Origin of the sequence: Streptomyces sp. NPDC091272 (genome assembly GCF_044757485.1) — a bacterium.
Lineage (GTDB): Bacteria > Actinomycetota > Actinomycetes > Streptomycetales > Streptomycetaceae > Streptomyces.
In genome coordinates, this window is record NZ_JBIVVC010000004.1 from 267,128 (window position 1) to 291,935 (window position 24,808).

Annotated in this window: 22 protein-coding genes; 13 read left to right on the forward strand and 9 right to left on the reverse strand. The window is 72.1% G+C overall.

The genetic code is table 11. From position 1 onward, the window contains the following. Positions 1–150: 150 nt before the first annotated feature. The 4 genes from ACIQM4_RS14325 (at position 151) to ACIQM4_RS14340 (ending at position 4,535) form a co-directional block, all read left to right on the forward strand. On the forward strand, positions 151–1,368 hold the full coding sequence (locus ACIQM4_RS14325) for an amidohydrolase family protein (RefSeq protein ID WP_401590795.1): 1,218 nt from the start codon (positions 151–153) through the stop codon (positions 1,366–1,368). After that, a complete protein-coding gene (locus tag ACIQM4_RS14330; RefSeq protein WP_401590797.1) occupies positions 1,368–2,513 on the forward strand; it encodes an acyl-CoA dehydrogenase family protein in 1,146 nt (381 codons plus the stop codon). The genes ACIQM4_RS14325 and ACIQM4_RS14330 overlap by 1 nt, the downstream gene beginning before the upstream one ends. A 9-nt stretch (positions 2,514–2,522) precedes the next feature. Further along, a complete protein-coding gene (locus tag ACIQM4_RS14335; RefSeq protein WP_401590800.1) occupies positions 2,523–3,482 on the forward strand; it encodes an acyl-CoA dehydrogenase family protein in 960 nt (319 codons plus the stop codon). A gap of 471 nt (positions 3,483–3,953) precedes the next feature. Next, complete coding sequence (locus tag ACIQM4_RS14340) at positions 3,954–4,535, forward strand: ATP-binding protein (RefSeq protein WP_401590803.1); 582 nt, start codon at positions 3,954–3,956, stop codon at positions 4,533–4,535. Positions 4,536–4,665: 130 nt separating this feature from the next. Here the strand turns inward: ACIQM4_RS14340 and ACIQM4_RS14345 are convergent, their stop codons facing one another. Next, positions 4,666–5,592 carry a cyclase family protein gene (locus ACIQM4_RS14345; protein WP_401590806.1) on the reverse strand — a complete coding sequence of 309 codons (927 nt, stop codon included), beginning with the start codon at positions 5,590–5,592 and terminating at the stop codon, positions 4,666–4,668. An 85-nt stretch (positions 5,593–5,677) separates the two neighbouring features. Between ACIQM4_RS14345 and ACIQM4_RS14350 the strand changes: the two genes are divergently transcribed. From ACIQM4_RS14350 to ACIQM4_RS14360, 3 genes are read left to right on the forward strand one after another with little or no spacing between them, the layout of a single operon-like run. After that, a complete protein-coding gene (locus ACIQM4_RS14350; protein ID WP_401591415.1) occupies positions 5,678–6,598 on the forward strand; it encodes an SDR family NAD(P)-dependent oxidoreductase in 921 nt (306 codons plus the stop codon). 55 nt (positions 6,599–6,653) lie between these two features. Further along, positions 6,654–7,892 carry an acyl-CoA dehydrogenase family protein gene (locus ACIQM4_RS14355; protein ID WP_401590808.1) on the forward strand — a complete coding sequence of 413 codons (1,239 nt, stop codon included), beginning with the start codon at positions 6,654–6,656 and terminating at the stop codon, positions 7,890–7,892. Continuing rightward, the gene (locus tag ACIQM4_RS14360; protein WP_401590811.1) at positions 7,889–8,938 is read left to right on the forward strand and encodes a Zn-dependent alcohol dehydrogenase; all 1,050 of its coding nucleotides are present in this window, start codon (positions 7,889–7,891) and stop codon (positions 8,936–8,938) included. Before ACIQM4_RS14355 ends, ACIQM4_RS14360 begins: the two co-directional genes overlap by 4 nt. A 9-nt stretch (positions 8,939–8,947) precedes the next feature. On the opposite strand, the gene ACIQM4_RS14365 is transcribed toward ACIQM4_RS14360, so the two are convergent. Then, entirely contained in the window at positions 8,948–9,973 is a 1,026-nt protein-coding gene (locus ACIQM4_RS14365) for a GlxA family transcriptional regulator (protein ID WP_401590813.1), read from the reverse strand. Positions 9,974–10,032: 59 nt separating this feature from the next. Here ACIQM4_RS14365 and ACIQM4_RS14370 point away from each other — a divergent pair, with 59 nt between their 5' ends. Then, the gene (locus ACIQM4_RS14370) at positions 10,033–11,511 is read left to right on the forward strand and encodes an MFS transporter (protein WP_401590816.1); all 1,479 of its coding nucleotides are present in this window, start codon (positions 10,033–10,035) and stop codon (positions 11,509–11,511) included. Between the two features lie 67 nt (positions 11,512–11,578). On the opposite strand, the gene ACIQM4_RS14375 is transcribed toward ACIQM4_RS14370, so the two are convergent. From ACIQM4_RS14375 to ACIQM4_RS14390, 4 genes are all read right to left on the reverse strand, one after another. Next, entirely contained in the window at positions 11,579–12,301 is a 723-nt protein-coding gene (locus tag ACIQM4_RS14375; protein ID WP_401591417.1) for a flavin reductase family protein, read from the reverse strand. Positions 12,302–12,367: 66 nt separating this feature from the next. Further along, positions 12,368–13,207 carry an enoyl-CoA hydratase/isomerase family protein gene (locus ACIQM4_RS14380; RefSeq protein ID WP_401590818.1) on the reverse strand — a complete coding sequence of 280 codons (840 nt, stop codon included), beginning with the start codon at positions 13,205–13,207 and terminating at the stop codon, positions 12,368–12,370. Positions 13,208–13,448: 241 nt separating this feature from the next. Next, positions 13,449–15,758: an acetate--CoA ligase family protein gene (locus ACIQM4_RS14385; protein WP_401590821.1), complete on the reverse strand. Its 2,310-nt coding sequence runs from the start codon at positions 15,756–15,758 to the stop codon at positions 13,449–13,451. A gap of 118 nt (positions 15,759–15,876) precedes the next feature. Beyond that, positions 15,877–17,067 carry a flavin-containing monooxygenase gene (locus ACIQM4_RS14390; protein ID WP_401590823.1) on the reverse strand — a complete coding sequence of 397 codons (1,191 nt, stop codon included), beginning with the start codon at positions 17,065–17,067 and terminating at the stop codon, positions 15,877–15,879. Positions 17,068–17,237: 170 nt separating this feature from the next. Between ACIQM4_RS14390 and ACIQM4_RS14395 the strand changes: the two genes are divergently transcribed. Next, entirely contained in the window at positions 17,238–17,690 is a 453-nt protein-coding gene (locus ACIQM4_RS14395; protein WP_401590826.1) for a DoxX family protein, read from the forward strand. Next, a complete protein-coding gene (locus ACIQM4_RS14400; RefSeq protein WP_401590829.1) occupies positions 17,687–18,160 on the forward strand; it encodes a Zn-ribbon domain-containing OB-fold protein in 474 nt (157 codons plus the stop codon). Before ACIQM4_RS14395 ends, ACIQM4_RS14400 begins: the two co-directional genes overlap by 4 nt. Positions 18,161–18,313: 153 nt before the next feature. Here ACIQM4_RS14400 and ACIQM4_RS14405 read toward each other — a convergent pair whose 3' ends face one another. Continuing rightward, on the reverse strand, positions 18,314–19,045 hold the full coding sequence (locus ACIQM4_RS14405; RefSeq protein WP_401590831.1) for a pyridoxal 5'-phosphate synthase: 732 nt from the start codon (positions 19,043–19,045) through the stop codon (positions 18,314–18,316). Positions 19,046–19,436: 391 nt separating this feature from the next. Further along, the gene (locus tag ACIQM4_RS14410) at positions 19,437–20,621 is read right to left on the reverse strand and encodes a thiolase C-terminal domain-containing protein (protein ID WP_401590834.1); all 1,185 of its coding nucleotides are present in this window, start codon (positions 20,619–20,621) and stop codon (positions 19,437–19,439) included. Positions 20,622–20,726: 105 nt separating this feature from the next. Here ACIQM4_RS14410 and ACIQM4_RS14415 point away from each other — a divergent pair, with 105 nt between their 5' ends. Beyond that, positions 20,727–22,013 carry an acyl-CoA dehydrogenase family protein gene (locus ACIQM4_RS14415; protein ID WP_401590836.1) on the forward strand — a complete coding sequence of 429 codons (1,287 nt, stop codon included), beginning with the start codon at positions 20,727–20,729 and terminating at the stop codon, positions 22,011–22,013. Then, positions 22,010–22,546: a nitroreductase family deazaflavin-dependent oxidoreductase gene (locus tag ACIQM4_RS14420; RefSeq protein WP_401591419.1), complete on the forward strand. Its 537-nt coding sequence runs from the start codon at positions 22,010–22,012 to the stop codon at positions 22,544–22,546. Before ACIQM4_RS14415 ends, ACIQM4_RS14420 begins: the two co-directional genes overlap by 4 nt. A gap of 285 nt (positions 22,547–22,831) precedes the next feature. Here the strand turns inward: ACIQM4_RS14420 and ACIQM4_RS14425 are convergent, their stop codons facing one another. Next, a complete protein-coding gene (locus ACIQM4_RS14425; RefSeq protein ID WP_401590839.1) occupies positions 22,832–23,479 on the reverse strand; it encodes a TetR family transcriptional regulator in 648 nt (215 codons plus the stop codon). A gap of 288 nt (positions 23,480–23,767) precedes the next feature. Here ACIQM4_RS14425 and ACIQM4_RS14430 point away from each other — a divergent pair, with 288 nt between their 5' ends. Next, positions 23,768–24,571, forward strand: a complete 804-nt coding sequence (locus ACIQM4_RS14430) for a VOC family protein (protein ID WP_401590842.1) — start codon at positions 23,768–23,770, stop codon at positions 24,569–24,571. Positions 24,572–24,808 lie beyond the last annotated feature (237 nt).

Here is a 24,808-nt window from a genome sequence, read left to right on the forward strand (position 1 = left end):
GTGAGCGTAGAGCGCTACGCCTTGTCGGTCCAGAGGTGCGGGGCTAGCCTGGATTCTGACGGGTCATCAGATTTATCAGGAACGGTAGAGATCCAGCAGGCACGGATGAGATCCAGCAGGCACGGACGGAAACGGACAGGGGAGCACCGGATGGGCGAGATCGAACTGCCCCGCATCATCAGCGTCGACGACCATGTGATCGAGCCCCCGCACCTCTTCTCCACCTGGCTCCCCGCGAAGTACCGCGAGCGCGGCCCGCAGCCCCTCACGGCCGGCATCGGCGAACTCGCCTACACGGGTGGCAAGTACGTCATCACCATGGACCCCGATGGCCCGCCCACCGACTGGTGGATCTACGAGGACCTGAAGTTCCCGTACAAGCGGAACATCGCCGCCGTCGGCTTCGACCGCGACGACATGACCCTGGAGGGCATCACCCGCGCAGAGATGCGCAAGGGGTGCTGGGACCCGGCCGAGCGGCTCAAGGACATGGACCTCAACCACGTCGAGGGCTCGCTCTGCTTCCCCACCTTCCCGCGGTTCTGCGGGCAGACCTTCGCGGAGGCCCACGACAAGGAGGTCGCGCTCGCCTGTGTGCGCGCGTACAACGACTGGATGGTCGAGGAGTGGTGCGGCGACAGCGGCGGCCGGCTGATCCCGCTGTGCATCATCCCGCTGTGGGACATCGGCCTCGCGGTGGCCGAGATCCGCCGCAACGCGGCCCGGGGGGTGCGGGCGGTGACCTTCTCCGAGATCCCCACCCACCTCGGCCTGCCCTCCATCCACTCCGGTTACTGGGACGCCTTCTTCGCCGTCTGCGAGGAGACCGGGACGGTGGTCAACATGCACATCGGCTCGTCGTCCCAGATGCCCGCTGCCTCCCCGGACGCGCCACCGGCGGTGCAGGCCTCGCTGAGCTTCAACAACGCCATGGCGTCGATGATGGACTTCCTCTTCTCCGGCGTCCTGGTGAAGTTTCCGCAGCTCAAACTCGCGTACAGCGAGGGCCAGATGGGCTGGATCCCGTACGCCCTGGAGCGTGCGGACGACGTCTGGGAGGAGCACCGCGCCTGGGGCGGGGTCAAGGACATCGTCCCCGAGCCGCCGTCCACCTACTACTACCGGCAGATCTTCTGCTGCTTCTTCCGCGACAAGCACGGCGTCGCCTCGCTGGACGTCGTCGGCCGCGACAACGCCACCTTCGAGACCGACTACCCGCACGTCGACTCGACCTTCCCGCACACCAAGGAGGTCGCCCTCGACCACGTCAAGGGGCTCGACGACGAGACGATCTACAAGCTGATGCGCGGCAACGCCATCCGGATGCTCGGCCTCGACCTGGACCAGGGCCGAAGGCCCGCCCTCTGATGGACCTGACGTACACACCGCAGGAGGAGGAGTTCCGCGCGGAGCTGCGGGCCTGGCTCGGGGCGGTGCTGCCCGGTCTGCCGCCCCGCCCCGACCCGCTCGACTGGCCTGCCAGACGCAGGTACGACACCGGCTGGCAGCGGATGCTGCACGACGCCGGGTACGCGGACCTCCAGCGCGAGGCCACCCCCACCCAGCACCTGATCTTCCTGGAGGAGAGCGAACGGGCGGGCGCCCCCTACGTCGGGGCGAACTTCGTCGGGCTGCTGCACGCGGGCCCGACCATCGCGGCGGAGGGCACCCCGGAGCAGCGCAGGCGCTGGCTGCCGCCGATCCTGCGCGGCGACGAGGTCTGGTGCCAGGGCTTCAGCGAGCCGGACGCGGGCTCCGACCTGGCCTCGCTCCGTACGAGGGCGGTCAGGGACGGGGACGCGTATGTCGTCACCGGTTCGAAGATCTGGACCTCGCACGCCGAGGTCGCCGACTGGTGCGAACTCCTGGTCCGCACCTCGCCCGTCTCGCCCGAGACCCCCAAGCACAAGGGCATCAGCTGGCTCGCGATGCCGATGGACGCGCCGGGCGTGACCGTGCGCCCGGTGCGCACCCTCGCCGGGTCGGCGGAGTTCGCGCAGCTGTTCCTCGACGAGGTGCGGGTGCCGGTCGCCAACCGGGTCGGCGCGGAGAACGACGGCTGGCGGGTCACCATGGTCACCCTGTCCTTCGAGCGCGGCACCGCCTTCGTCGGCGAGGTCGTCGCCTGTCGCCGTACGCTCACCGAACTCGCCCGCGAGGCGCGGGCCAACGGCAGCTGGGACGACCCGGCGCTCAGGCGCCGGCTGGGGCGGCTGAACGCCGAGTTCGCCGTGCTGTGGCGGCTCACCCAGTGGAACGTCTCCGAGGCCCAGCGCTCCGGCGGAGTCCCCGGCACCGGCGGCTCCGTCTTCAAGCTCCGCTACTCGCACGCCCGCCAGGAGCTCTACGACACGGCGGCCGAGGTCCTGGGCGCGGAAGGCTCACTCGACCTCGGCCACGACTGGACCCTCGACCGCCTCTCCGCGCTCTCGTACACGATCGCCGCCGGCACCTCGCAGATCCAGCAGAACATCGTCGCCGAGCGCATCCTCGGCCTCCCGAAGGGCCGGTGAGCACCGCCCGTGGACTTCCGACCGACCGACGACCAGCTGGCCCTGCGGACAGGGGTACGGGAACTGCTCGCGCGGCGCTTCGACCGGGCGGCCCTGCGCGACGCCGTCGAGCGCGGCGGCGCCCTGGACCGGGCACTGTGGCGCGAGCTCGGGGATGCGGGCTTCTTCGCGCTGTGCCTGCCCGAGACGGAGGGCGGTGTCGGCCTCGGCCTGCCGGAGGCCGTGCTGCTCTTCGAGGAGGCGGGCCGGGTCCTGCTGCCGGGACCGCTCGTGGACACGCACCTGGCGGCGGGGGAGGTGAAGGGAGCAGCCGAGGGCGAGGTGGTCGTCACCGCCCCGCACGGGTCCCTGATCGCGCACCTGGCCGACGCGGACGTCGTCCGGGGCCTGCCGCCCGAGGAACTCGCGGCCGCCGAACCCGTACGGGCGGTGGACCCGCTCACCCCGCTGCACCGGCTGCCGGGCCCGCCCGCGCACACCGGGCACGCGGCCGGCGGGTCCGGGGCGACCGACGGGACCGGTCAGGCCGCTGCCCGCTTCGGTGCGGCGGTGCTCCTCACCGCCGCCGAGCAGGCGGGCAGTGCCTCCCGAACGGTGGAGATGGCCGTCCAACACGCGTGTGAGCGCGAGCAGTTCGGACAGCCGATCGGCGGTTTCCAGGCGGTCAAGCACCTGTGCGCACAGATGCTGGTGCGGGCGGAGGTGGCACGTACCGCCGTGTACGCGGCGGCGGTCACCGGCGCGCGGGCCGAGATCGCCGGGGCCAAGCTGCTCGCCGACGAGGCGGCGGTGCGCAACGCGCGCGACTGTCTCCAGGTCTGCGGCGGGATGGGCTTCACCTGGGAGTCCGACGTACACCTGCACCTGAAGCGAGCATGGGTACGGGCCGCGCGGGGGCCTACGAGGGCCGCGACGGAGGACGAACTGGCGGCGGATCTGCTGGCCGGCCCGTCGGACGCCCCCCGCTGATCTGCGGTGATCGACCACGGTGGTCCGGATCGGGCACGAAGCCGTCCAGGACCCGGCGCGATGGGCGGTGCTTCGGGCAGAAGGCGTCACCCTGTGTCGATATCGGGTTGTGTCCTTCACAGGAGTCGTCACGGGCCGGAGTCGGGTCCTCGCTCCGGTACGCTCCGACAGATGCGAGTGGTGGTGGAGCGCGGTCTTCCTGGTGCGGTCTGTATGGCGGCTCCGGGCCGGGTGACGCGTCCGTCGGTAACCCCCGCCCGCGTCGGGCGAAGGCGCCACAAGCGCCCACGTTCGACTCTCCGCAACGTGCGTCGCACAGTATGCAGGACGGGTACTCCTTCGCGCTGGAATATGCCTGAAGCGCTTGTTGCGGTGACGATGCGTCAACCATGCTGTCTCGTAAGGGAATCACGTTCCGTGACCCTGTGGAGACGCGAGGCGTTGTGTCCGCCGGTTCGGATGGTGTGAGCGGTGCAGGTGCTTCAGGTGCAGTTGGAGGTCGGGGCGGATCCCGCGGAGGTGGGACGGGCCCGTAGATGGGCGCGGTCCCGGCTGATCGGATGTGGCATACAGGCCGACGAGCCGGTCGCCGAGACGCTGGTCCTGCTCATTTCGGAGCTGGTGACCAACGCGGTCGTGCACACGGGCTGTCCGGCCGTGCTGCGGATGCTCTTCCCCGGCGACGGGGCGGACGGCCAGGACCCGGGCCCGGATCCCGGCTCGGCGCAGGGCTCCGGCCAAGAGCCGGCCCCCGGGCGGCCCGCGGGGGCGCCGGGCGCGGTCCGCGGCGGGGTCGGCACGGTGCGGGTGGAGGTCGCGGACGTCAGCGCGTGCCCGCCCAGGCCCCGGCGCGCGGAGGGCGACGACACCAATGGGCGCGGCCTGGAGCTGGTGGACGGGCTCGCCGACCGGTGGGGCTGGCAGGCCGAGGGCGCGGGCAAGCGGATCTGGTGCGAGGTGGACCGCGCGGAGACCACCGGGCGGGGAGCGCTCGCGGACCGGACCGAACCCGCCGTCCACGAGCCGTCGTGCACCGTCACAAACCTCGCATAGAGGGCATCGCACCAGGGCGGCGGCCGGTGCATCCACCGGCTGCCGCCTGCCCCCTGCCCCCTGTCGCCTGACCCGCCGCCCGTGCCCTGCCGCCTGCCGCCTGACCCGCCGTCCTCCTTGACGGGTGCGGCTAGAGGATCGCGACCGGGGCGACCGGTGTTCCGGTGCCGCCGACGAAAGGTTCCGGCATCGCGGACAGCAGGAAGGCGTAGCGCCGTTCCTGTGCACAGGCTGTGGACAACTCTTCGAGGTTCCAGTTCTGCCCCTGGAGCATCCCCATCTCGACCAGGTCCAGGGCGTGCACCGGCAGCCACAGGTTCTCGATCTCGGGCGGGAAGATCTCGAAGGTGAGGGTGTCGTTCGCGACCGCGGCGACGTCCCGGGCGTGGAACCACTCGGGGGTACGGACCGAGAGTCCGGGCGACGGATAGCCGTACCCGTGTTTGTCGCCGCCCAGGTACACCTGGATCTGTCCGGTCCTGACCAGTACGACGTCCCCCGCCGTGACCCGGACCCCCGCCAACTCCTCCGCCGATTCCAGGTCTTCGGGGGTGACCGGGTGGTCCCCCGGCAGCCGGTCGACGCCGTGTGCGCGGGCCACGTCGAGCAGCACCCCGCGCGAGACCACGTGCCGGGCCTTGTCGATACCGGCGAAGGCGGACCTGCCGTGCGGGGTGACGGTCTCGGCCGGACGGCCGTTGTAGATCTTCCCCGAGTGCGAGACATGGGTCAGGGCGTCCCAGTGGGTGCCCGCCTGGAGTCCCATCGTCACGGCGTCGTCGCTGGTGGCGACGGTGCCGGGGCCGAACAGCTCCTGGTTGATCTGAACCATGGCGTGGAGCGGGTTGACCCGCCCGGGGATCATGCCGCTCTGCACGCCGTCCTGCTGGAGCGGCAGTGCGAGCGGGACGCGCAGCCCGCTGCGGACGGTCAGCGCGGCGGCCCGTACCACCTCGTCGGTGATCAGGTTGAGGGTGCCCCGCTCGTCGTCGGCTCCCCAGCGCCCCCAGTTGTTCACGCGCTTGGCGATGTCGTGGAACTCGGCGGGCAGCGACATTGCGGAGCCTCCTGGGTCTTGTGCCGGGACGTCGTACCGGACCTAGAATCTAACGGACCGTCAGAAACCTTGGGAAGGCGTGATGATGGGCAACTTCTTGACCGGCAAGGTGATAGCCGTGACCGGGGCGGGGCGCGGGATCGGACGCGCGGTCGCCCTTGAGTGCGCGGCGCAGGGCGCACGGGTGGTCGTCAACGATTACGGCGTCTCGATGGAGGGCGCGGAGCCGACCAGCGAGGTCGCGGCGGCCGTGGTCAAGGAGATCGAGGCGGCGGGCGGCGAGGCGCTCGCGGTGGCCGACGACATCTCCACGATGGCGGGCGGCCAGCGGGTCGTCGACGTGGCCCTCGCGAACTTCGGCCGGATCGACGGGGTGGTGTGCGTCGCCGGGATCCTGCGTGAGCGGATGCTCTTCAACATGTCGGAGGAGGAGTGGGACCCGGTCGTCGCCACGCACCTCAAGGGCACGTTCACGCTGTTCCGGGCGGCGTCGGCGGTGATGCGCAAACAGGGGTCCGGCACCCTGATCGGCTTCACCAGCGGCAACCACCAGGGGAGCGTCGCCCAGGCGAACTACAGTGCGGCCAAGGGCGGCATCATCTCGCTGGTACGCAGCGCCGCGCTCGGCCTGCACAAGTACGGGGTGACGGCCAACGCGGTCGCGCCGGTCGCCCGCACCCGGATGTCGGCGAACGTGCCCATGGAGCTGAAGGAGATCGGCGAACCGCAGGACGTGGCCGCGCTGGTCGTCTATCTGCTCTCGGAGCGCGCCCGCGCGGAGGGCATCACCGGGCAGGTGTACACGATCGCGGGGCCGAAGATCGCCGTCTGGGCCCAGCCGAGGGAGCTGAGGGCCGGGTACGCGCAGTCGGGTGCGTGGACGCCGGAGAGCATCGCGGACTTCCTGCCGGGCACGGTGGGGACGGACCCGATGCCGATGCTGGCGCAGCTGGAGGCGATGAGGGAGGCGGCGGCGAAGGGGAGCCGGCCGAATGCGGGTGGGTGAGAGGGGCGGGGGCGCCCCGGCCGGTCGGGGCCGTGGTCCGGGCGGTGGTGCCTCTGTGCTGGGGGAGTCGTGGGAGTCCGCGGCGGATGCCGCGTTCCGGGCGGAGGTCCGTGACTGGCTCGCCGTCCGTCTCGCCGGGCCCCATGCCGCCGCGAAGGGTGCCGGAGGGCCGGGCCGCGAGGGCGAGGCCGTGGAAGCCAGGCGTGCCTGGGAGCGGGAGCTGGGTGCGGGCGGCTGGATCGGCATCGGGTGGCCCCCCTCCGCCTCGTACGCCCCCTCCGCCTCGGATGATCCGGGTGGGCGCCGGGTGTCGCTCTCGCAGCAGGTCGTCTGGGCGGAGGAGTACGCCCGCGCCGACGCCCCGGCCCGGGTCGGGCACATCGGTGAGAACCTGCTCGCCCCCACCCTCCTCACCCACGGCACCCCCGCCCAGCAGGACCGCTTCCTCTCCGGGGTCGCGCGCGGCGAGGTCCTCTGGTGCCAGGGCTACAGCGAGCCGGGGGCGGGGTCCGACCTGGCCGGGATCCGTACCACCGCCGTCCGCGACGGCGGTGGGCGCGGGGCCGGCGCGTACCGCGTGACCGGGCAGAAGGTGTGGACCTCGCTGGCCCGGGAGGCCGACTGGTGCTTCGTGCTGGCGCGTACCGACCCGGCCGCCTCCGGGCACCGCGGGCTGTCCTTCCTGCTCGTTCCGATGGACCAGGCAGCAGCCGGCCGGATCGAGGTGCGGCCGATCCGGCAGATGTCCGGCACCTCGGAGTTCAACGAGGTGTTCTTCGACGGGGCGATCGCCGAGGAGGTCGTCGGTGGCGAGGGCAACGGCTGGGCGGTCGCGACGAGCCTGCTGGGGCTGGAGCGTGGCGTCTCGACCCTTGCCCAGCAGGTCGGGTTCCAAAGGGAGTTGAGCGCACTGCTGGCAGCGGCAGGGCCGTCCCTCGACCCCGAGCTGCGCTCCCGGCTCGTGCGGCTGTGGAGCGAACTGCACGTGATGCGCTGGAACGCGCTGCGCACACTGGGCAGTTCGGCCCGTACCGACCCGGGCGCCCCCAGTGTCGCCAAGCTCCTCTGGGGCGGCTGGCACCAGAGGCTCGGTGAGCTGGCGATGCAGATCCGCGGCGCGGCAGCGACGGTCGGCGAGGGCGTGTGGGACGGCTCGTACCAACTCCCGGCGCTGCAAGCGCAGTTCCTGTTTTCCCGGGCCGACACCATCTACGGCGGCTCCGACGAGATCCAGCGCAACATCATCGCCGAGCGCGTGCTCGGCCTGCCCAGAGAGACGAGGGGTTCGCGATGAGGGGTGTCGTGTTCGACGGGAAACAGGTCGAGGTGGTCGACGACCTGGAGATACGGGACCCCGGGCCCGGGGAGGTCCTGGTGGCGATCGGCGCCGCCGGGCTGTGCCACAGCGACATCTCCGTCACCGACGGGACCATCCCCTTCCCCGTGCCGGTGGTACTCGGCCACGAGGGCGCCGGGGTGGTGGAGGCGGTCGGGGCGGGTGTCGGGCACGTCGAGCCCGGTGACCACGTGGCGCTGTCCACCCTGGCGGGCTGCGGCGCCTGTGCGGAATGCGACCGGGGCCGGCCCACCATGTGCCGCAAGGCCATCGGCATGCCGGGCCGGCCCTTCTCCCGCCACGGCGCGCCGCTCTATCAGTTCGCCGCCAACTCGGCCTTCGCCGAACGTACGTTGGTGAAGGCCGTGCAGGCGGTCAAGATCCCGGCGGACATCCCGCTCACCTCTGCCGCCCTGATGGGGTGCGGTGTCCTCACGGGTGTCGGCGCGGTACTCAACCGGGCCCGGGTCGCCCTCGGTGACACGGTGGTCGTCATCGGCACCGGCGGCATCGGCCTCAACGTCATCCAGGGCGCCAGGATCGCGGGGGCCCGCGTCATCGTCGCCGTCGACACCAACCCGGCGAAGGAGGAGGCGGCCCGCCGCTTCGGTGCCACCCACTTCCTGTCCGCCGCCGACGGGGTGCGCGACGTGCTGCCCACCGGGGCGGACCACGTCTTCGAGTGCGTAGGGCGCACCGCGCTGATCCGGCAGGCGATCGACCTGCTCGACCGGCACGGCCAGGCCGTCCTGCTCGGCATGACGGCGCCGGCCGACGAGGCGAGCTTCCTGCCTGCCGCGATGTTCCTGGACAAGTCGATCCTCGGCTGCCGCTACGGGTCCTCGCGCCCGCAGCACGACATCCCGCTGTACGCGGAGCTGTACCGGCAGGGCCGGCTGTTGCTCGACGAACTGGTCACCGAGACCTATCCGGTCGAGGACTTCGCCAAGGCGGCGGACGACGCGCGGCACGGGAGGGTGGCGCGCGGAGTGCTCACGTTCTGAACGACGCTTTCAGGTCGAGGTGTTCGGGCTGACGGTGGGGTTCGCGGTGCCGGTGCGGAAGGTCCGGCGGTAGAGGGTCGGGGAGACGCCGAGCGCGGCCTGGAGGTGCTGACGCATCGACTGCGCCGTGCCGAAACCGGCCTCGTGGGAGACCTGGTCGATCGACAGGTCGCTGGTCTCCAGCAGATGGCGGGCCCGCTCCACCCGCTGCTGGGTCAGCCACTGCCCCGGGCTGACGCCGGCCTCCTCGCGGAAGCGGCGGGTGAAGCTCCGTACCGACATGGACTCCTGCTCGGCCATGTCGCGGAGCTGGATCGGCTCGTGCAGGCGTCCCAGCGCCCAAGCGCGGGCCGCGGTGGTGGTCGCCAGCTGCGGTTCCGGAACCGGCCTTCGGATGTACTGCGACTGCCCGCCGTCCCGGTGCGGCGGTACGACGCTGCGGCGCGCCACGTCGTTGGCGACCGCCGCGCCGAAGTCCCGGCGCACCATGTGTACGCACAGGTCGATGCCTGCCGCGACCCCCGCCGATGTGAGCACGTCACCGTCGTCGACGTACAGCACCTCCGGGTCGACCCGGACGGACGGGAAGAGGTCCTGGAGTCGCCGCGCCCAGTGCCAGTGCGTCGTGGCGGGCCGCCCGTCGAGGAGCCCGGCCGCCGCGAGGACGAAGCTGCCGGTGCAGATGGAGGCCAGCCGGGTGCCGGGGCGGACGTGGGTGAAGAGGTCGGCGAGCTCGTCCGGCAGCAGGCCTCTCTCGTAGAGCGAGTCGGGTGTGTGCGCGGCGGGGATCACCAGCGTGTCGGCGGTCGCCAGCACCTCCGGGCCCTGCTCGACGTACAGATTGAAGTCGGCGTCGCTCGGGATGAGTTGCCCCGGGTGGGTGCTGAAGGTGGTGACCTCGTAGAGCGGCGCGCCGTCGGCGGAGCGGGCCCGGCCGAAGATCCGGTGCGGGATGCCGAGCTCGAAGGGGATGACGTGCGGGAGGGCGAGGACGGCAACGCGGTGGAGGGGGCCGGGGCCCTGCGGGGCGGTCATGGCCCGATCGTATCGAATGCTGTCCTTCGGGCCACTCGTACGGGGCGGCCGGGGCCAGGATGCTGATCGACGTGACGCAGACAACTCCACCCGTGCAGGTCACGGACACGCCGCCGCCTCCCGCACCGTCCGGACCGGCCAAGGATGCGCCGCCACTTCCCGCACCGTCCGGACCGGCCAAGGATGCGCCGCCGCTTGCCGGTCCGTCCGGTCCGTCCGTGCAGGAGGCGGGCGGGTCGCCGCTTCCCGTTCCGTCCGTCAGGGCGCCCCGGGTCCACCGCGCCTGGTTCGTCGCGGCGGTCACCTTCGTGACGATCATCGGCGCCGCGGCCTTCGCCTCGTTGCCCGGTCTGCTCATCGAGCCGCTGGAAGCGGACTTCGGCTGGTCGCGCGGCACGGTCGGCTTCGCGGTCTCGGTCAATCTCGCGCTGTACGGCCTGACCGCGCCCTTCGCCGCTGCCCTGATGGACCGGTTCGGCATCCGGAAGGTCGTCGCGGTCGCGCTCACGGTGATAGCCGTCGGCTCGGGGCTCACCGTCGTGATGAACGCGGCCTGGCAGCTCGTCCTCTTCTGGGGCGTCCTGGTGGGACTCGGCAGCGGCTCGATGGCACTGGCCTTCGCGGCGACGGTCACCAACAGGTGGTTCGTCGCACGCCGCGGGCTGGTCACCGGCATCCTGACCGCCGCCGGCGCGTCCGGCCAGCTCGTCTTCCTGCCCTTCCTGGCCTGGCTGGTGAAGGAACACGGCTGGCGGCCCGCTTCGATCACGGTCGCGCTCGCCGCGCTGGTCGTCGTCCCGTTCGTCTGGCTGCTGCTGCGCGACCACCCGGCGGACGTGGGCCTGGCACCCTACGGGGCCCAGGAGTTCGTGCCCAAGCCCGCGCCGGTGCCCGGTGCGGCCAGGCGTGCGGTCACGGTACTCGTCAAGGCGGCCCGTACCGGCCCCTTCTGGCTGCTCGCGGGTACCTTCGCGATCTGCGGTGCCTCGACGAACGGCCTGGTCAAGACCCACTTCATCCCCGCCTCGCACGACCACGGCATGCCCGTCACGGCGGCGGCCGGACTGCTCGCGGTCATCGGTGTCTTCGACGTCATCGGAACGATCGCCTCGGGCTGGTTCACCGACCGCTTCGAGGCCCGCAGGCTGCTCGCGGTCTACTACGCCCTGCGCGGCATCTCGCTTCTCTTCCTGCCACTGCTGCTCGCGCCCACCGTGCACCCGCCGATGGTCTTCTTCATCGTCTTCTACGGGCTGGACTGGGTGGCCACCGTCCCGCCGACGATCGCCCTGTGCCGTGAGTACTTCGGGGCGGACAGTGCGATCGTCTTCGGCTGGGTGCTCGCCTCGCACCAGATCGGCGCGGGCCTGGTCGCCTTCCTCGGCGGCCTGGCGCGTGACCTCATGGGTTCCTACGACGTGGTCTGGTACGCGTCGGGGGCGCTCTGCGCGGTGGCGGCGCTGATGGCCCTGATCATCCGCAGGCGGCCGTCCGTCGAACCGCACGAAGCTACGGCGACTGCCACTGCGACCGCCTAGCGGCGCAGCCACCTGCACTGCCAGTGCTGACGCTACGGCCACGGCTACGGGCGGGAAGGCACCGCCGCTAGCTGCTGAGGGTGCCGAAGGCTCCCTGGTGGAAGAGCAGCGGAGAGCTCTCCGGAGCACCCGGATCCGCGGCGCCCAGTGCCTCCACCCGGCCGACGACGATCAGGTGGTCGCCGCCCGTGTGCACGCTCTGGATCGTGCAGTCGATCCAGGCCGGTGCGCCGGCCAGGCGGGGCGAACCGGTCACCGGCGCGGCGTCGTACTCCACACCCGCGAACTTGTCCGTGCCGCTGCGGGCGAAGGCGCGGCACAGCTCGCCCTGGTGGGCTCCCAGGATGTTGACGCAGAAGACTCCGGACCTGGCGATACGAGGCCAGGTCGTGGAGGTGCGCGCCACCATGAAGACGACCAGCGGCGGGTCGAGCGAGAGGGAGGCGAAGGACTGGCAGGCGAACCCGGCGGGCGGTTCCCCGGGGGACGGGTCGCCGGCGGGTGGTTCGCCGGGGGTTGGTTCGTTGGCGGGCGAGTCACCGGTGGTTGGCCCGTCCTCACGCGAGGCGGGCCCCGGTGAGGTGACAACGGTGACGCCGCTCGCGAAGTTCCCCAGCACACGCCGGAATTCGACGGGGTCGAGCGGAAGTCGTTCGTCCGCGCCGACGGCCCGGAGGTCGGGGCGTGGCAGCGCCTCCACCGTCCGCGCCGTTGCCTGCTCGGCGACCGTGGCGGCGCCGACGGACCTGAGGTATCGGACGGCGGTGGCCGCCATCCCTGCGTGTCCCATCACACCGCCCATTGAAGCTGACGGTTCGTCAGATAGGAAGGGGTGAAGGTCCTCGGAAGCGTGCGGTCACAGGCCCCGGTAGCGGGGGGCGCGGCGCTCGACGAAGCTCGCGACGCCCTCGACGGCGTCGGAGGTCGTCATGTTGATCTCCTGCGCGGAGGCTTCCGCCGCGAGGGCCGTGCCGCGGTCCGACTCCAGGGAGGCGTTCACGAGCTGCTTGGTCAGGGCCAGTGCGCGGGTGGGGCCCGTGGCCAGGCGCTCGGCCCAGGCGCGGGCGGTCTTCTCCAGTTCTTCGAGCGGCACCACGCGGTTGACCAGGCCCATCCGTTCCGCCTCCCGGGCCGGGAGTGCGTCGCCGAAGAACATCAGCTCCTTCGCGCGCTGCGGGCCCACCAGGCGGGGCAGCAGGTAGGCGCCCCCGCCGTCCGGCACCAGTCCCCGCCGTACGAACACCTCGATGAAGGTGGCCTGTTCGGCGGCGACGACCAGGTCGCAGGCGAGGGCGAGATGGGAGCCGAGGCCGGCCGCGGTGCCGTTCACGGCGGCGATCACCGGTTTCTCGCAGTCGAGAACCGCGGTGATCAGCCGCTGCGCGCCGAGCCGGATCGTACGGGCGACGTCGCCCGGCACGCGGTCGCGGGTGGAGGTCTTGGCGCCGCCGCCGCGCAGGTCGGCGCCCGCGCAGAAGCCCTTCCCGGTCGCGGTGATCACGACCGCCCGGATCGCGGGGTCGGCGGACGCGTCCGCCAGCAGGGAGATGATGCGCTCCCGCTGGTCCCAGGTGACGGCGTTCAGGGCTTCGGGGCGGTTGAGGGTGATCCACGAGACGCCGTTGTCAGTGGCGTGGAGTATCAATGAATCCACGGAGGGTGACGGGTTCGTCGAGGCCTCGGGGGAGGAAGTCATGGGTGTTCGGCTCCGGTTGACGAGGGGGCACGAAAGGCCGGTGCCGCGCGGCCGACGGCGGGGGATGCAGGGGCGGTGGCGGGAGGTGCGTGGCCGGTGGGTGGCATCTGGCCGGTGGCGGGGGGTGCGCGCCCGGCGGTGGCGGGTGGGGTGTGAGCAGTGGCGGGAAACGCGTGGCCGGGGGGTGTGCGGCCGGTGGCGGGAGGTGCGTGGCCGATGGACCGTGGTGGGTGGGTGCGGGTCAGCGGCACACGGCGAGCGCGTCCAGGGCCACCGCGCCCTGGCCGCGCGGGAGGACCATCAGGGGGTTGATGTCGAGCTCGGAGAGGCTGTCGCCCAGTTCGAGGGCCATCCGCTGGACGCGGAGGATGACCTCGACGAGAGCGTCCACGTCCGAGGGCGGCGCCCCCCGGACGCCTTCCAGGAGGGGGTGCCCGCGCAGTTCGCCGAGCATCGCGCGGGCGTCGCCCTCGCCGAACGGCGGGACGCGCACGGCGGCGTCGCCGAGTACCTCCACCAGCACACCGCCGAGACCGACCGTGACCGTCGGCCCGAAAAGCGCGTCCTGGCCCGCCCCCACGACCATCTCCACCCCCCGCGCGACCATCTGGCAGACCAGGATGCCGTCCAGCGGGACGCCCTCGTAGGCGGCGATGTCGGTCAGCTCGCGGTAGGCGTCCCTGACCTGGCTGGCCGAGGTCAGCCCGACCTTCACCAGGCCCAGCTCCGTCTTGTGGCCGAGCTGCGGCCCGGAGGCCTTCATCACGACGGGGTAGCCGACCTGGGCCGCGGACCGCACGGAGGCCGCCGCGCTGGTCACCAGCTGCTCACGGGGTACTCGAATGCCGTACGCCCGCAGCAACTGCTTCGCCGCGTGCTCGCTGAGCTGTTCTCCCGGACGCATCAGCGCCTGCGCCTTGCGGTAGGAGGGCGACGGCGTCCGCGGCGCCTCGTCGAACGGCGAGCGGTAGCCGGCGGTGAAGCGGTGGTGCTCCAGATAGGCGCGCACGGCGGTGATGCAGTTGCCGAAGGTCCGGAAGGTGGCCAGCCGCGAGGAGCCGAGGAGGGTCTCGCGGTAGGCGGCCTCGGTCCCCACCGGCGACCCCCACACCACGCACACCAGCTTGTCCGTCTCCTCGGCGGCGTCCGCGAGGTCCTGGGCCAGCTTGTCGCTCATCGGCGGGAAAGGACCGGTGATCGGGCAGATCAGCACGCCGATGGAGGGGTCGGCGAGTATTGCGTCGATGATCTTCCGGCCGCGCCGGTCGCCCACCGGGTGACCGCCGTTGTCGATCGGGTTGGCGACGTTCAGGTACTCCGGTATCCACTCGTGCAGCTCCGCCTGCTTGGCGGCGTTCAGGGTCGGAAGGCCGAGCCCTGCCGCCGTCGCGAGGTCCGCGAAGTGCGCGCCCGTACCGCCCGAGATCGAATACACGGCGACGCCGTCGGCCTTCGGCCTGCGGGCGCGGGCCAGCAGGGCCGCGGTGTCCTGGAGCTCGTCGAGTCCGTCGACCCGGATCACGCCGAACTGCCGCATCGCCGCGTCCACCACGTCGTCCGCGCCGGTCAGCTTCCCGGTGTGGGAGGCGGCGGTCCGGGCCCCCGTCTCGGTCCTGCCGACCTTCACGGCGACGACGGGCACGCCGTTGCGGGCGGCGCGGTCGGCGGCCAGGAGGAAGGACCGGCCGTCCTTGAGACCTTCGATGTAGGCCGCGATCGCTCCGACCTCCGGCTGCTGCGAGAAGTACGAGATGAAGTCCGCGGTTTCGAGGTCCGCCTCGTTGCCCGTCGGCGCCCAGTGCGAGAGCCGCACGCCGATCTGCTGGAGGGAGAAGACGGGCCGCCCCTGGTGTCCCGACTGGGTGATGAGCGCGATGGCCGGGCCTTCGAGGTCGTCGCGGAACTGCTCGAAGGCGTTCAGGTTGGTGTTCGGTCCGAGAAGCCGTAACCCGGAATCGGAGTCCGCGACGGCCGCCGCGAGGCGGGCCTGGGCCTCGGCGCCCTCCGGCCCGGTCTCGGCGAAGCCGGAGGCGAAGGCGACGGCGAACCTGACCTTGCAGGCGGACAGTTGGCCGATCAGCGGAAGGGGGTCCTTGACCAGGAGCACGGCGAGGTCGACCTGTTCGGGAAGGTCGGCGACGGTGGGGACGCAGGGCAGCCCGAAGACCGAGGGGCGGCTCGGGTGCACGGGGTGCAGACGGGCGCCCACGCGCTCGGCCCACGCGATGAGCTGTCGCGTGATCCCGGTGTTGGGCCTGCCCTCGGCGTCGGAGGCGCCGACGACGGCGACGGACTCCGGGCGGAAGAACCGGTCCAGGTCGGGCACGGGAGCGTGCAGGGGGCGTCCGCTGACGTCCAGGTCGTCGGTGCCGGCTGCCGAGGTCCCGGTGCCGGCGGCCGCCGCGTCCGGTGTCGCGGCGCCCGGGGCGCCCGGCGCCCTGGTCGCGGCGGCGGTGGTGCCGTGGACGGCGGCTGATCGGGCTTCGTCGCCACAGGCGACGACGCGGGCGCGGAGACCGGAGGTGAGAGTGCCGTGTGTTGATCCAAGCATCGCTGAGCCCGCTCCTGCTCGTTGATCGGAGACCGGATTGGCAATTCACTGACGCAGTGTCAGATTACTGAATTGACGGTCCGTCAGGAACAGGGCGGAGGCAACCCTTTGGTGGCTCCTAGCGCTTGGTCGGGCGGGAGAGGGTGCGGGCGATGCGTTCCGCGTCCCTCGACATCTCACGGATCATTCCCGAAATCGGGTTGGTGAAGCCCGTGAAGTACAGGCCGGGGGCCTGTGGGGAGGTACGGCCGCCGTGGGTGGTGGGGCGGCCCCGGGGGTCCAGGACACCGAGATGGCCGACGAGGCCTTCCAGTGAACGGTGGTAGCCCGTGGCCGCGATGATCACGTCGGGAGTGAGCTCGGTGCCGTCCGCGAGCACGGCGGCGCCGGACGACGGGTCGAAGGACGCGAGGGCCGCCACCGGCTGCACCTTGCCCGCGCGGACCGCCGCGACCAGGCCGACGTCCTGGACCGGGATCGCGCCCTCGTTCACGCGCGAGTACAGCCCGGAGGTGGGGCGGGGGAGGCCGTGGGGGGAGAGGTCGGGGACCGAGATGCGGCAGACGACGTCACCCGCCCGGTCGACCAGGCCCACCGGGAGGCGCCGCACCAGGATGCCGGTGCGCTGGGCCGGCCAGCCCGCCGTCGAGCGACGCAGGATGTACGGGGCGGTGCGTACGGCCAGACGGACACGGGACGCGCCGCCCTCGGCGAGGTCGGCTGCGATCTCCGCGCCCGTGTTGCCCACGCCGACGACCAGGACGTCCTTGCCGGCGTACGCGTCCGGGTTGCGGTAGTCGCAGGCGTGCAGGAGTTCACCCTTGTAGGCGTCCGAGTCCGGCCAGTCCGGGAGGCGGGGGGTGTGGTTGTGGCCCGTGGCGACGACGACAGCCGAGCCGGTCAGCTCCCGGCCGCCGCTGGCCCGCAGGACCCAGCCCGTGCCGTCGTCGGCCGGGTCGACGCGGGAGACCTCGACGCCCGTGACGATCTCCAACTCGTGGAACTCGACGTACTTCTCCAGGTACCGCACCACGTTGTCGCGCGAGACCCAGCGGCCGAAGGAGCGCGGCATCCTCAGCCCTGGCAGGCCGGACAGCCGGCGTGTGGTGTGCAGGTGGAGCCGGTCGTAGTGGGCCCGCCAGGACGCGCCAACCCGGTCGGACTTCTCCAGGACCACGGCGCGTACGCCCCGCGCCCGCAGTGCCGCCGCCGCGGCCAGACCGCCGGGCCCCGCCCCGATGACGTACACGGGGCGGTCGTTGGTCGTCGCGAAGCCGGAGCCGCTGGGGTCACTGGGAGTGGGGGCCATGAGTCGTGAGCGTAACCGCGCCTGGTGTTGATGGGTCTCGGACAAGAGCGGAATCGGTTGCGAATTGATCACGCGGGCCGGGCGGGGAACGGTGCACCACCCTTGCGCGGCGCCGTCGCTTCGGCTGAACTGACGTACCGTCAGAAACATTGTGGTGAGGAGTGGTCCGCATGCAGACCATCTGGCTCGGCGGCGCGGAGTGGCTCGCCGTGCTGCGTATCGGACTGGGGCTGTGGTGGCTGGAGAGCTGGCGCCACAAGGACAAGAAGGGCTGGTTCGAGCGCGGAACAGGGATCGCCTGGGCCGCCGACGTGGCGGGCAAACACAGGTGGCCGGTGGTGGGGAAGGGCTTCCAGCGGGTCGTCGCACCCCGGCCGAAGGCGATGGCGTACGTCGTCGTGTACGCCGAACTCGCACTGGGCCTTGGCCTGGTGTTCGGTTTCCTCACACCGGTGGCGCTCGTCTGCGGGCTGCTGCTCAACCTCCTCTACCTGGTGCTGATGATCCACGACTGGGCCGAACAGGGGCAGAACGCGATGATGGCGCTGATCTCGCTCGTCGCGCTCCTCGCGATGTCCTGGCAGACCTGGTCCCTCGACGCGGCGATCGGACTGTTCCGATGACGGGGAACGCGGCCGTCCCCGACGCGGATGCCTTCACGCGGCCCTACTGGGCGGCAGCCGCTGAGGGCCGGCTGCTGATCAGGCGCTGTGCGGACTGCGGGCGCGCGCACCACTACCCCCGCGAGTTCTGCCCGTACTGCTGGAGCGAGGAGGTGGGGTGGGAGCGGGCGAGCGGCCGGGCGACGCTCTACACCTGGTCGGTGGTGCACAGGAACGACCTCCCGCCGTTCGGCGACCGGGTGCCGTACGTCGCAGCCGTCGTCGATCTCGCCGAGGGGCCCCGGATGATGACGGAGATCGTGGACTGCGCCGAGGGGGAACTGGCGGTGGGCGCGGAACTGGAGGTGAGCTTCAGGGCGGGAGCGGGGGGAGCAGGGGGAGCGGGGGAGTCGGGGAAGGCAGGGGAGGCGGAGGCCGGAGGGTATGTGGTGCCGGTCTTCCGGGTGGCCGCGGCGGCCGGGCGCGGGTGAGTACGGGGCCCTGGGGCCCCGGGGTGACTGGGCCCTGCGGTCGGAGCAGAGGCCCTGGGGCCCCGGGGGTGACTGGGGCCCTGCGGTCGGAGCAGGCCGCGTTTCCGGGCTCGCGCCGGTTCGCCGGTCCGGGCCCGCGTCGGCCCGTCGGCCCTACGGCCAGAGGAGGTCACGCGTCCAGGTCGCGCCGTTCCGCCGGTACCGCAGTCGTACGTGCTGCCTGCGGGTGTCGCCCTGGAAGAACTCGACCTCCGTGGCCTCCAGCGTGTACAGCGTCCAGGTGGGGGCGACAGCGGCCGGATCGATCTGTGCGAGGTTCCAGGAGGCCTCGGACGCGCCCGCCAACTCCGCGCGGGAATCCAGTACTTCACTCATCCGACCGGTGAGGGCCGCGGCGAGCGCCCCCGTCGAGCGGGCCCGCAGGTCGGCCGCGGCCTCCTCCGGGGTTCCGGAGAGGACCTGGCCCTCGACGCGGACCTGGCGCCCCTGCGCCTGCCAGTAGAAACCGAGGGCGGCGTCCGGGCGGGCGGCCAGCTCACGGCCCTTCCGGCTGGTGCTGTGGGTGCCGAAGTGCCAGCCGGCCGCGTCCGCGTCGTGCAGCATCAGCGTACGGACCGAGGGCCGGCCGTCCGCGTCCGCGGTGGCCAGGCTCATGGTGTGCGGCTCCGGCTGGCCGGCCTCCGCCGCCTCCCGCAGCCAACTGCGGAAGAGGGGCAGCGGATCGGCGGGCGCGGCGGCCGGGTCGAGGGCCGGCAGCTCGACGCCGTCCCAGACCCGGAGCGAGTGCAGCAGGCTGCGGAAGTCGCGGGCCTCGGCCTCGGCGGAGGGGTCGGCCGCGGCGGGGGAGTCGGAGTGGGTGCCGTCGTGGGCGTTGGTGCTCGTCATGAGGTGATTGTGCCGTCAGGAGGCGCGGCGCGGGCCGGTACTCGTTGCGCGGGACGATGTTCGCCGGCTTCGGTGCAGTGCGGGGCCCTGCCGTGCCGAGAGGTGCCTTGTTGTGCGGTGCCGCGCGTCGCACCCCCGAGGTGCGTTGCCTCGCCGTGCCGAGAGGTGCCCTGCCGTACGGTGCCGTGCCGTGCCCGTCGTACCCCGAGGTGCCCGGCCGTGCCGTCCCCCGAGGTGCTCTGCCCGGCCGTGGCATACCCCGAGGTGCTCTGCCATGCCGCGCCGTACCCCGCGGTGCGTGCCGTGCCGCGCCTTACCGCGAGGTGCCCAGCCCCGACGCACCGCGCCCCGACGCGCCCCACCGCGCCCCTCCCGCCCCCGAGTCGCCCCGTCAGCGGCCCAGCAGTACCGTTCCCGATGAGCAGAACCAGCCTCCCGTACCCGACGCTATCGCCACCTCGGGCAGTCGGCCGCCCGCCTTGTGGACCTGGCCGGGGCCGGCCTCGCCGCGTAGTTGGCGTACCGCCTCGACCAGGAGGAACAGTCCGCGCATCCCGGGGTGACAGGCGGAGAGCCCGCCTCCGTCCGTGTTGGTCGGCAGCTCCCCGTCCCGCAGCAGCCGCCCCTTCCCGACGAAGGCGCCGCCCTCGCCCTTCGCGCAGAAGCCCAGGTCTTCGAGGGTGACGAGGGTCATGTAGGTGAAGGCGTCGTAGACCTCGGCGATGTCCACGTCCGCGGGGCCCAGCCCGGCCCGGCGGTAGGCCAGCCGGCCGCTCTCCGCCGCCGGGGAGACAGTGAAGTCCTCCCACTCCGACATGGTGGTGTGGGACACGGCTGATCCCGCGCCCAGCACCCACACCGGAGCCTTCGCCGTGTCCGGTACGAACTCCTCGGCGACCAGCAGCACCGCACAGCCGCCGTCGCTGCGCAGACAGCAGTGCAGCTTGGTGAACGGGTCCGCGATCATCGGGCCGGCCAGGACCTCGTCGACGGTGAGCGGGGCGGTGAACATCGCGTCCGGGTTCGTCGCCGCGTTCGCCCGCGCCTGCACCGCCACCTGCGCGAGCTGCTCCAGGGTGGTCCCGTACTCGTGCATGTGCCGACGGGCGGCCATCGCGTACTTGGCGACCAGGGTGTGGCCGTACGGCACCTCGAACTGGAGCGGGCCGCGCGAGCCGAAGGAGAGGTTGGAGGTGCGCCGCCCGGCCTTGATGTCCGCGCGGGCCGTCGAGCCGTACACCAGCAGGACGGCGTTGGCATGACCGGCGGCGATCGCGTCCGCGGCGTGCGCCGCCATCACCTCCCAGGTGGAGCCGCCGACCGCGGTGGAGTCCACCCAGCGCGGGCGCAGCCCCAGGTACTCGGCAACCTCGATCGGGGCCAGCGTGCCGAGTCCGGCGGAGCCGAAGCCGTCGATCACCGAGCGGTCGAGTCCCGAGTCGGCGAGGGCCCGGCGGGCGGCCTGGGCGTGCAGCGCGTAGGGGGTGGCTTCGTCCACCCGGCCGCAGTCGGAGAGTGCGACACCGACGACGGCGACCTTGCGGGCCCCGGGGGTCCTTCGCGAGGAGGTAGTCATAAATCTGACGGTACATCAGATGCTCAAGGGGGCACGTGGCTATGGGCATTGAGGGAAGCCGGGCCTAGCATGACGCCCCGTCAGTTCAGGGGAGGAGCACACCAGATGGACGCCGCTTTCGAGCCCGGCCCCGAGCCAGGTCGTGCACCAGGTCGTGCACCAGGTCGGGCGCCAGGTCGCGGAACCGCTTTCACGGCTGCCTTCACGGCCGCCTTCACCGCGGAACAGGACGAGATCCGCCGCACCCTGCACGACCTGCTCGCCAAGCGGTGCGGCCCGGACGAGGTCAAGTCCGCCACCGCGACCGCCGAGGGGTACGACCGCGAACTCTGGCGGCAGCTCGCCGAGGAGCTCGGGCTGCCGGGACTCGCGCTGCCCGCCGAGTACGGGGGTGTGGGCTGCGAGGCCGCCGACCTCGCCCTGGCCTGCGAGGAGACGGGCCGCGCCCTGCTTCCCTCACCCCTGCTGGCCACCGCCCTGCTCGCCGCCCCGCTCATCGCCGCACTCGGCACCCAGGCCCAGCGCACGGCCCTGCTGCCGGACATCACCGCGGGCCGCACCGCGGCCACCCTGGCCGTCGCGGGCACTGCGCTCTCGCTCGCACTCGGGCTGACCGGCGACAACACCGCCACGGACTGGGCGGGCGGCGGGCGCTCCGGCGGGGTGCAGGCGCGGCGCGGCGACGAGGGGTGGGTGCTGTACGGGCAGGCCGAGCAGGTACTCGACGGACACAGCGCGGACCTGCTGCTCGTCGCCGCCCACACCGGGGGCTTCGCGCGCAGCCGGACGCTGCTGTTCCTCGTACGTGCCAGGGACGCGGAGGGGCTGGCCCGGGTGCGGCAGGTGTCCCTGGACGAGACCAGGCCGCAGGCGGTCGTGCAATTCCGGCATGTGGCGGCCGAGTTGCTCGGCTCCGAGGACGCCGACGTGGCGGGTGCGCTGGCCGCCACCGGCTGCGGGGTCGCCGCCGCCCTCGCGGCGGAAGCGGTCGGGGCCGCGGGCCGGGCGCTGGAGCGGACGGTCGAGTACGTGAAGACACGCGAGCAGTTCGGCCGGGCCATCGGCTCCTTCCAGGCGGTCAAGCACCGGCTCGCAGATGTGTACGTGCAGACGGCCGCGGCGCGCTCGGCCGCGTACCACGCCGCCCACGACCCGGCGGGCGGCGGGGCGCTGGCGCTCGCCCAGGGGCTGGAGGCGCTGCGCAGCGCCTCGTCGGAGGCGATCCAGTTGCACGGCGGCATCGGTTTCACCTGGGAGCACGACGCGCATCTGTACTTCAAGCGGGGCGCCGCCGACGAACTGCTCTTCGGCCCCGTGCACCGGCTGCGCGCGCACGCGGCGGACCGGGCGGGGATATTTCAGCAGGGCGACGGAAGGGCGGAGGTCGGCTGATGGCCGAGAAGGCGGCAGGCAGAGCGACGGGGAAGGCCGGGGGCGGGGCGCGCACCGGCAGCAGTGCCGGGGTGCGGCTGATCCAGAAGGTGTCGTCCACGGTGGTGTTCGCGCGTATCGCCCCACACGTCATCCCCGCCGTCGACCGCACCGTCCACCGGCTGACCAAGGGAAGGACCATGCTCAGCACGCGGATGCTGCCCGGCGTGATCCTCACCGCGCGCGGCGCGAGGAGCGGTCTGCCGAGGGTGACACCGCTGGCCTGCATGCCGGAGGAGGAGAGGGGGACCTGGATTCTGATCGGGTCCAACTTCGGCCGCCCGGGGCACCCCGTGTGGACGGGCAACCTGCTCGCGCACCCCGACGTCTCGGTCAGCTGGGAGGGTCAGGACATCCCGGTGCGGGCCCGGCTGCTCACGGGCGAGGAACGGGCGCAGGCGTGGCAGGCGGTGCTGCGCTTCTGGCCGCCGTACGCCGCGTACCAGCGGCGCATCGAGCGGGAGATCCGGCTGTTCCGTATCGAACGCCGCTGAACCGGCCGCGGCGACGGTGCGCCCGGTGCGGTCCGGGCACGGGGCGGGGGTGCGGCCCCGTGCGGTCCGGGTGCGCGGTGGCGGTGCGGCCCGGCCCGGGTACGCGGTGGTGGGGCGGCCCCGTGCGGTCCGGGTACGCGGTGGCGGTGCGCCTCACGAGGTACGGGGCGGCGGTGCGGCCCCGCGCGGTCCGGGTACGCCGATGGCGGACCACTGGTGTGGTCCGCCATCGGGTGACAGGACTTGGTGGGGTTCGTCCGGTACGAGTACGGGGCGTGCTCCGTACTACTTTGCGGGCTTCTTGCCGGTAATGCCCAGGTGTACCAACTGTGCCAGGTTGGGCCGCAGTTCGGCCTGCTTGACGCCCCAGGTGGTGAAGCCCTTCTGGTGCGAGGCCACGGCCGCGAGCATCGCGACCAGCGAACCGGCCATCGCGGCGGGGCTGATGTCCTTGTCGACCTTGCCCTTCGCCTGGAGCTCCTTCACGGTGTCCGTAAGGGAGTTGGTGACGGAGTTCAGGATCTTCATACGGATCTTGTAGAACCGCTTGTCGCCCTCGGCCGCGCCGAGGTCGACGACCCGCAGGATCGCGTCGTTCTTCCGCCAGAAGTCGAGGAAACCGTCCACGAGCTCCTCGGCGGTCTGCGCGCCGGCCTTGCCGACCCACGAACGGCCGGCGACGAGGTCGGTCAACCCCGCCCCTTCCTTTGCCATTTCCTCCGCGATTTCGAGGACGGCGCCCTCCACGTCGGGGAAGTACTGGTAGAAGGTGGCGGGTGAAGTCCCGGCCTTGCGGGCCACGTCGATGACTTTGACGTCCCGGTAGGGGGACGAGCTGAGCATTTCACTGAGGCAGTCGAGCAGCTTCTGCCGCGTCGCCTGACCGCGTCGACCGGCCACGCGGCCGTCGACGGTGCGTACTTGTCCTGTCATGCCGTCAGCTTACCGAGGGGTGATCGGAGCGCGATTCGGCGAGTGCAAATGGGTTTCCGGCCAGAGTTGGGACATCTTGGGCCGGTTGTGGTGGACGAGGGGCGCTTCTGGGCGGGTGGCCGGGGCCGTGCAGGGGTCGTGCGGGGCTCCGACGGAGGTCCCGGGCTTCGAATGGCGGTACCCGGCAGGGCGCCGGGCGCCGTCCCCCAATAGTGTTATCAACAGCCTGTGGACAACTTCGGTGGATATCTCCGGGCGGGGATTTCCGAGAGCGGGAAGGATCGGTCCATGACCGCATTCGCAGAAGGTGTGCCCTGCTGGATGGACGTGACGCTTCCCGATGTCCGGGCGGGCAGGCGCTTCTACGGCGAGCTGTTCGGCTGGACCTTCGACGAGCCCGCCGACAAGACCTACGGCTACTACACCCAGGCGTACGTGGGAGAGGGCGCCGACCGGAAGAACGTCGCGGCGCTCGCCCCCAAGCCGGACGGCCGGATGCCCACCGCCTGGGGCATCTACTTCGCCACCCCGGACGCCGCCGCCCTCGTCGCGCGGGCCAGGGAGGCGGGCGGACAGATCGTCATGGACGCCATGCCGGTGGGCCCGTTCGGCACGATGGCGCTGATCGCCGACCCCGGTGGCGCCGTCTTCGGCGTCTGGCAGGCGGGCACGCACCCCGGCTTCGAGCAGACCGCCGCCCCTGGCTCCTTCTGCTGGACCGAGGCGCATGTGCGCGAGGCGGACAAGGAGCGCGTCGACCGCTTCTACGAACAGGTCTTCGGTTTCGCGAGCAAGGACCTCTCCGAGGAGGCCGGGGTGGACTTCCGGATCTGGTCCCCCGCCGGGACCGAGCCGGGCGACGACACCGCGATCGGCGGGCGGAGCGTCCTGTCGGACGCGCTTCCGGCCGAGATGCCGGCGCACTTCCTCTCGTACTTCGTGGTCGAGGACTGCGACGGGGCCGCGGAGACGGCCAGGCGGCTCGGCGGACGGATCACTCAGCCGCCCTTCGACACCCCGTACGGGCGGATGGCGGTGCTCATGGACAATCAGGGCGCGGTCTTCGCGGTACTGGCCGAACCGGAGGCGTGACCCAGCGGTGCTGGCCGAACCCGGGGGCGTGACCCAGCGGTGCTGGCCGAACCCGGGGGCGTGACTCCGCGGTGCTGGCCGAACCTGGGGGCGTGACCCCGCGTTCCGGGGCAAGAAGGCGTAACCGCGCGCTCCGGATCGGTGCGAGTTCAGCGTGAAACGTGTACGGAATGGGGGGAAACATTCCATTCCGGCCTCGGGTTAGCCAGTACAGCGTTCGGCAGGAAGAATGCCCCC

Bases quoted from the DNA above. Each gene is read 5' to 3' on its own strand.
- ACIQM4_RS14325 (WP_401590795.1), top strand. From the start codon at position 151: ATGGGCGAGATCGAACTGCCCCGCATCATCAGCGTCGACGACCATGTG.
- ACIQM4_RS14330 (WP_401590797.1), top strand. From the start codon at position 1,368: ATGGACCTGACGTACACACCGCAGGAGGAGGAGTTCCGCGCGGAGCTG.
- ACIQM4_RS14345 (WP_401590806.1), bottom strand. From the start codon at position 5,592: ATGTCGCTGCCCGCCGAGTTCCACGACATCGCCAAGCGCGTGAACAAC.
- ACIQM4_RS14350 (WP_401591415.1), top strand. From the start codon at position 5,678: ATGGGCAACTTCTTGACCGGCAAGGTGATAGCCGTGACCGGGGCGGGG.
- ACIQM4_RS14360 (WP_401590811.1), top strand. From the start codon at position 7,889: ATGAGGGGTGTCGTGTTCGACGGGAAACAGGTCGAGGTGGTCGACGAC.
- ACIQM4_RS14365 (WP_401590813.1), bottom strand. From the start codon at position 9,973: ATGACCGCCCCGCAGGGCCCCGGCCCCCTCCACCGCGTTGCCGTCCTC.
- ACIQM4_RS14370 (WP_401590816.1), top strand. From the start codon at position 10,033: ATGCTGATCGACGTGACGCAGACAACTCCACCCGTGCAGGTCACGGAC.
- ACIQM4_RS14375 (WP_401591417.1), bottom strand. From the start codon at position 12,301: ATGGGACACGCAGGGATGGCGGCCACCGCCGTCCGATACCTCAGGTCC.
- ACIQM4_RS14380 (WP_401590818.1), bottom strand. From the start codon at position 13,207: ATGACTTCCTCCCCCGAGGCCTCGACGAACCCGTCACCCTCCGTGGAT.
- ACIQM4_RS14385 (WP_401590821.1), bottom strand. From the start codon at position 15,758: ATGCTTGGATCAACACACGGCACTCTCACCTCCGGTCTCCGCGCCCGC.
- ACIQM4_RS14390 (WP_401590823.1), bottom strand. From the start codon at position 17,067: ATGGCCCCCACTCCCAGTGACCCCAGCGGCTCCGGCTTCGCGACGACC.
- ACIQM4_RS14395 (WP_401590826.1), top strand. From the start codon at position 17,238: ATGCAGACCATCTGGCTCGGCGGCGCGGAGTGGCTCGCCGTGCTGCGT.
- ACIQM4_RS14400 (WP_401590829.1), top strand. From the start codon at position 17,687: ATGACGGGGAACGCGGCCGTCCCCGACGCGGATGCCTTCACGCGGCCC.
- ACIQM4_RS14405 (WP_401590831.1), bottom strand. From the start codon at position 19,045: ATGACGAGCACCAACGCCCACGACGGCACCCACTCCGACTCCCCCGCC.
- ACIQM4_RS14410 (WP_401590834.1), bottom strand. From the start codon at position 20,621: ATGACTACCTCCTCGCGAAGGACCCCCGGGGCCCGCAAGGTCGCCGTC.
- ACIQM4_RS14415 (WP_401590836.1), top strand. From the start codon at position 20,727: ATGGACGCCGCTTTCGAGCCCGGCCCCGAGCCAGGTCGTGCACCAGGT.
- ACIQM4_RS14425 (WP_401590839.1), bottom strand. From the start codon at position 23,479: ATGACAGGACAAGTACGCACCGTCGACGGCCGCGTGGCCGGTCGACGC.
- ACIQM4_RS14430 (WP_401590842.1), top strand. From the start codon at position 23,768: ATGACCGCATTCGCAGAAGGTGTGCCCTGCTGGATGGACGTGACGCTT.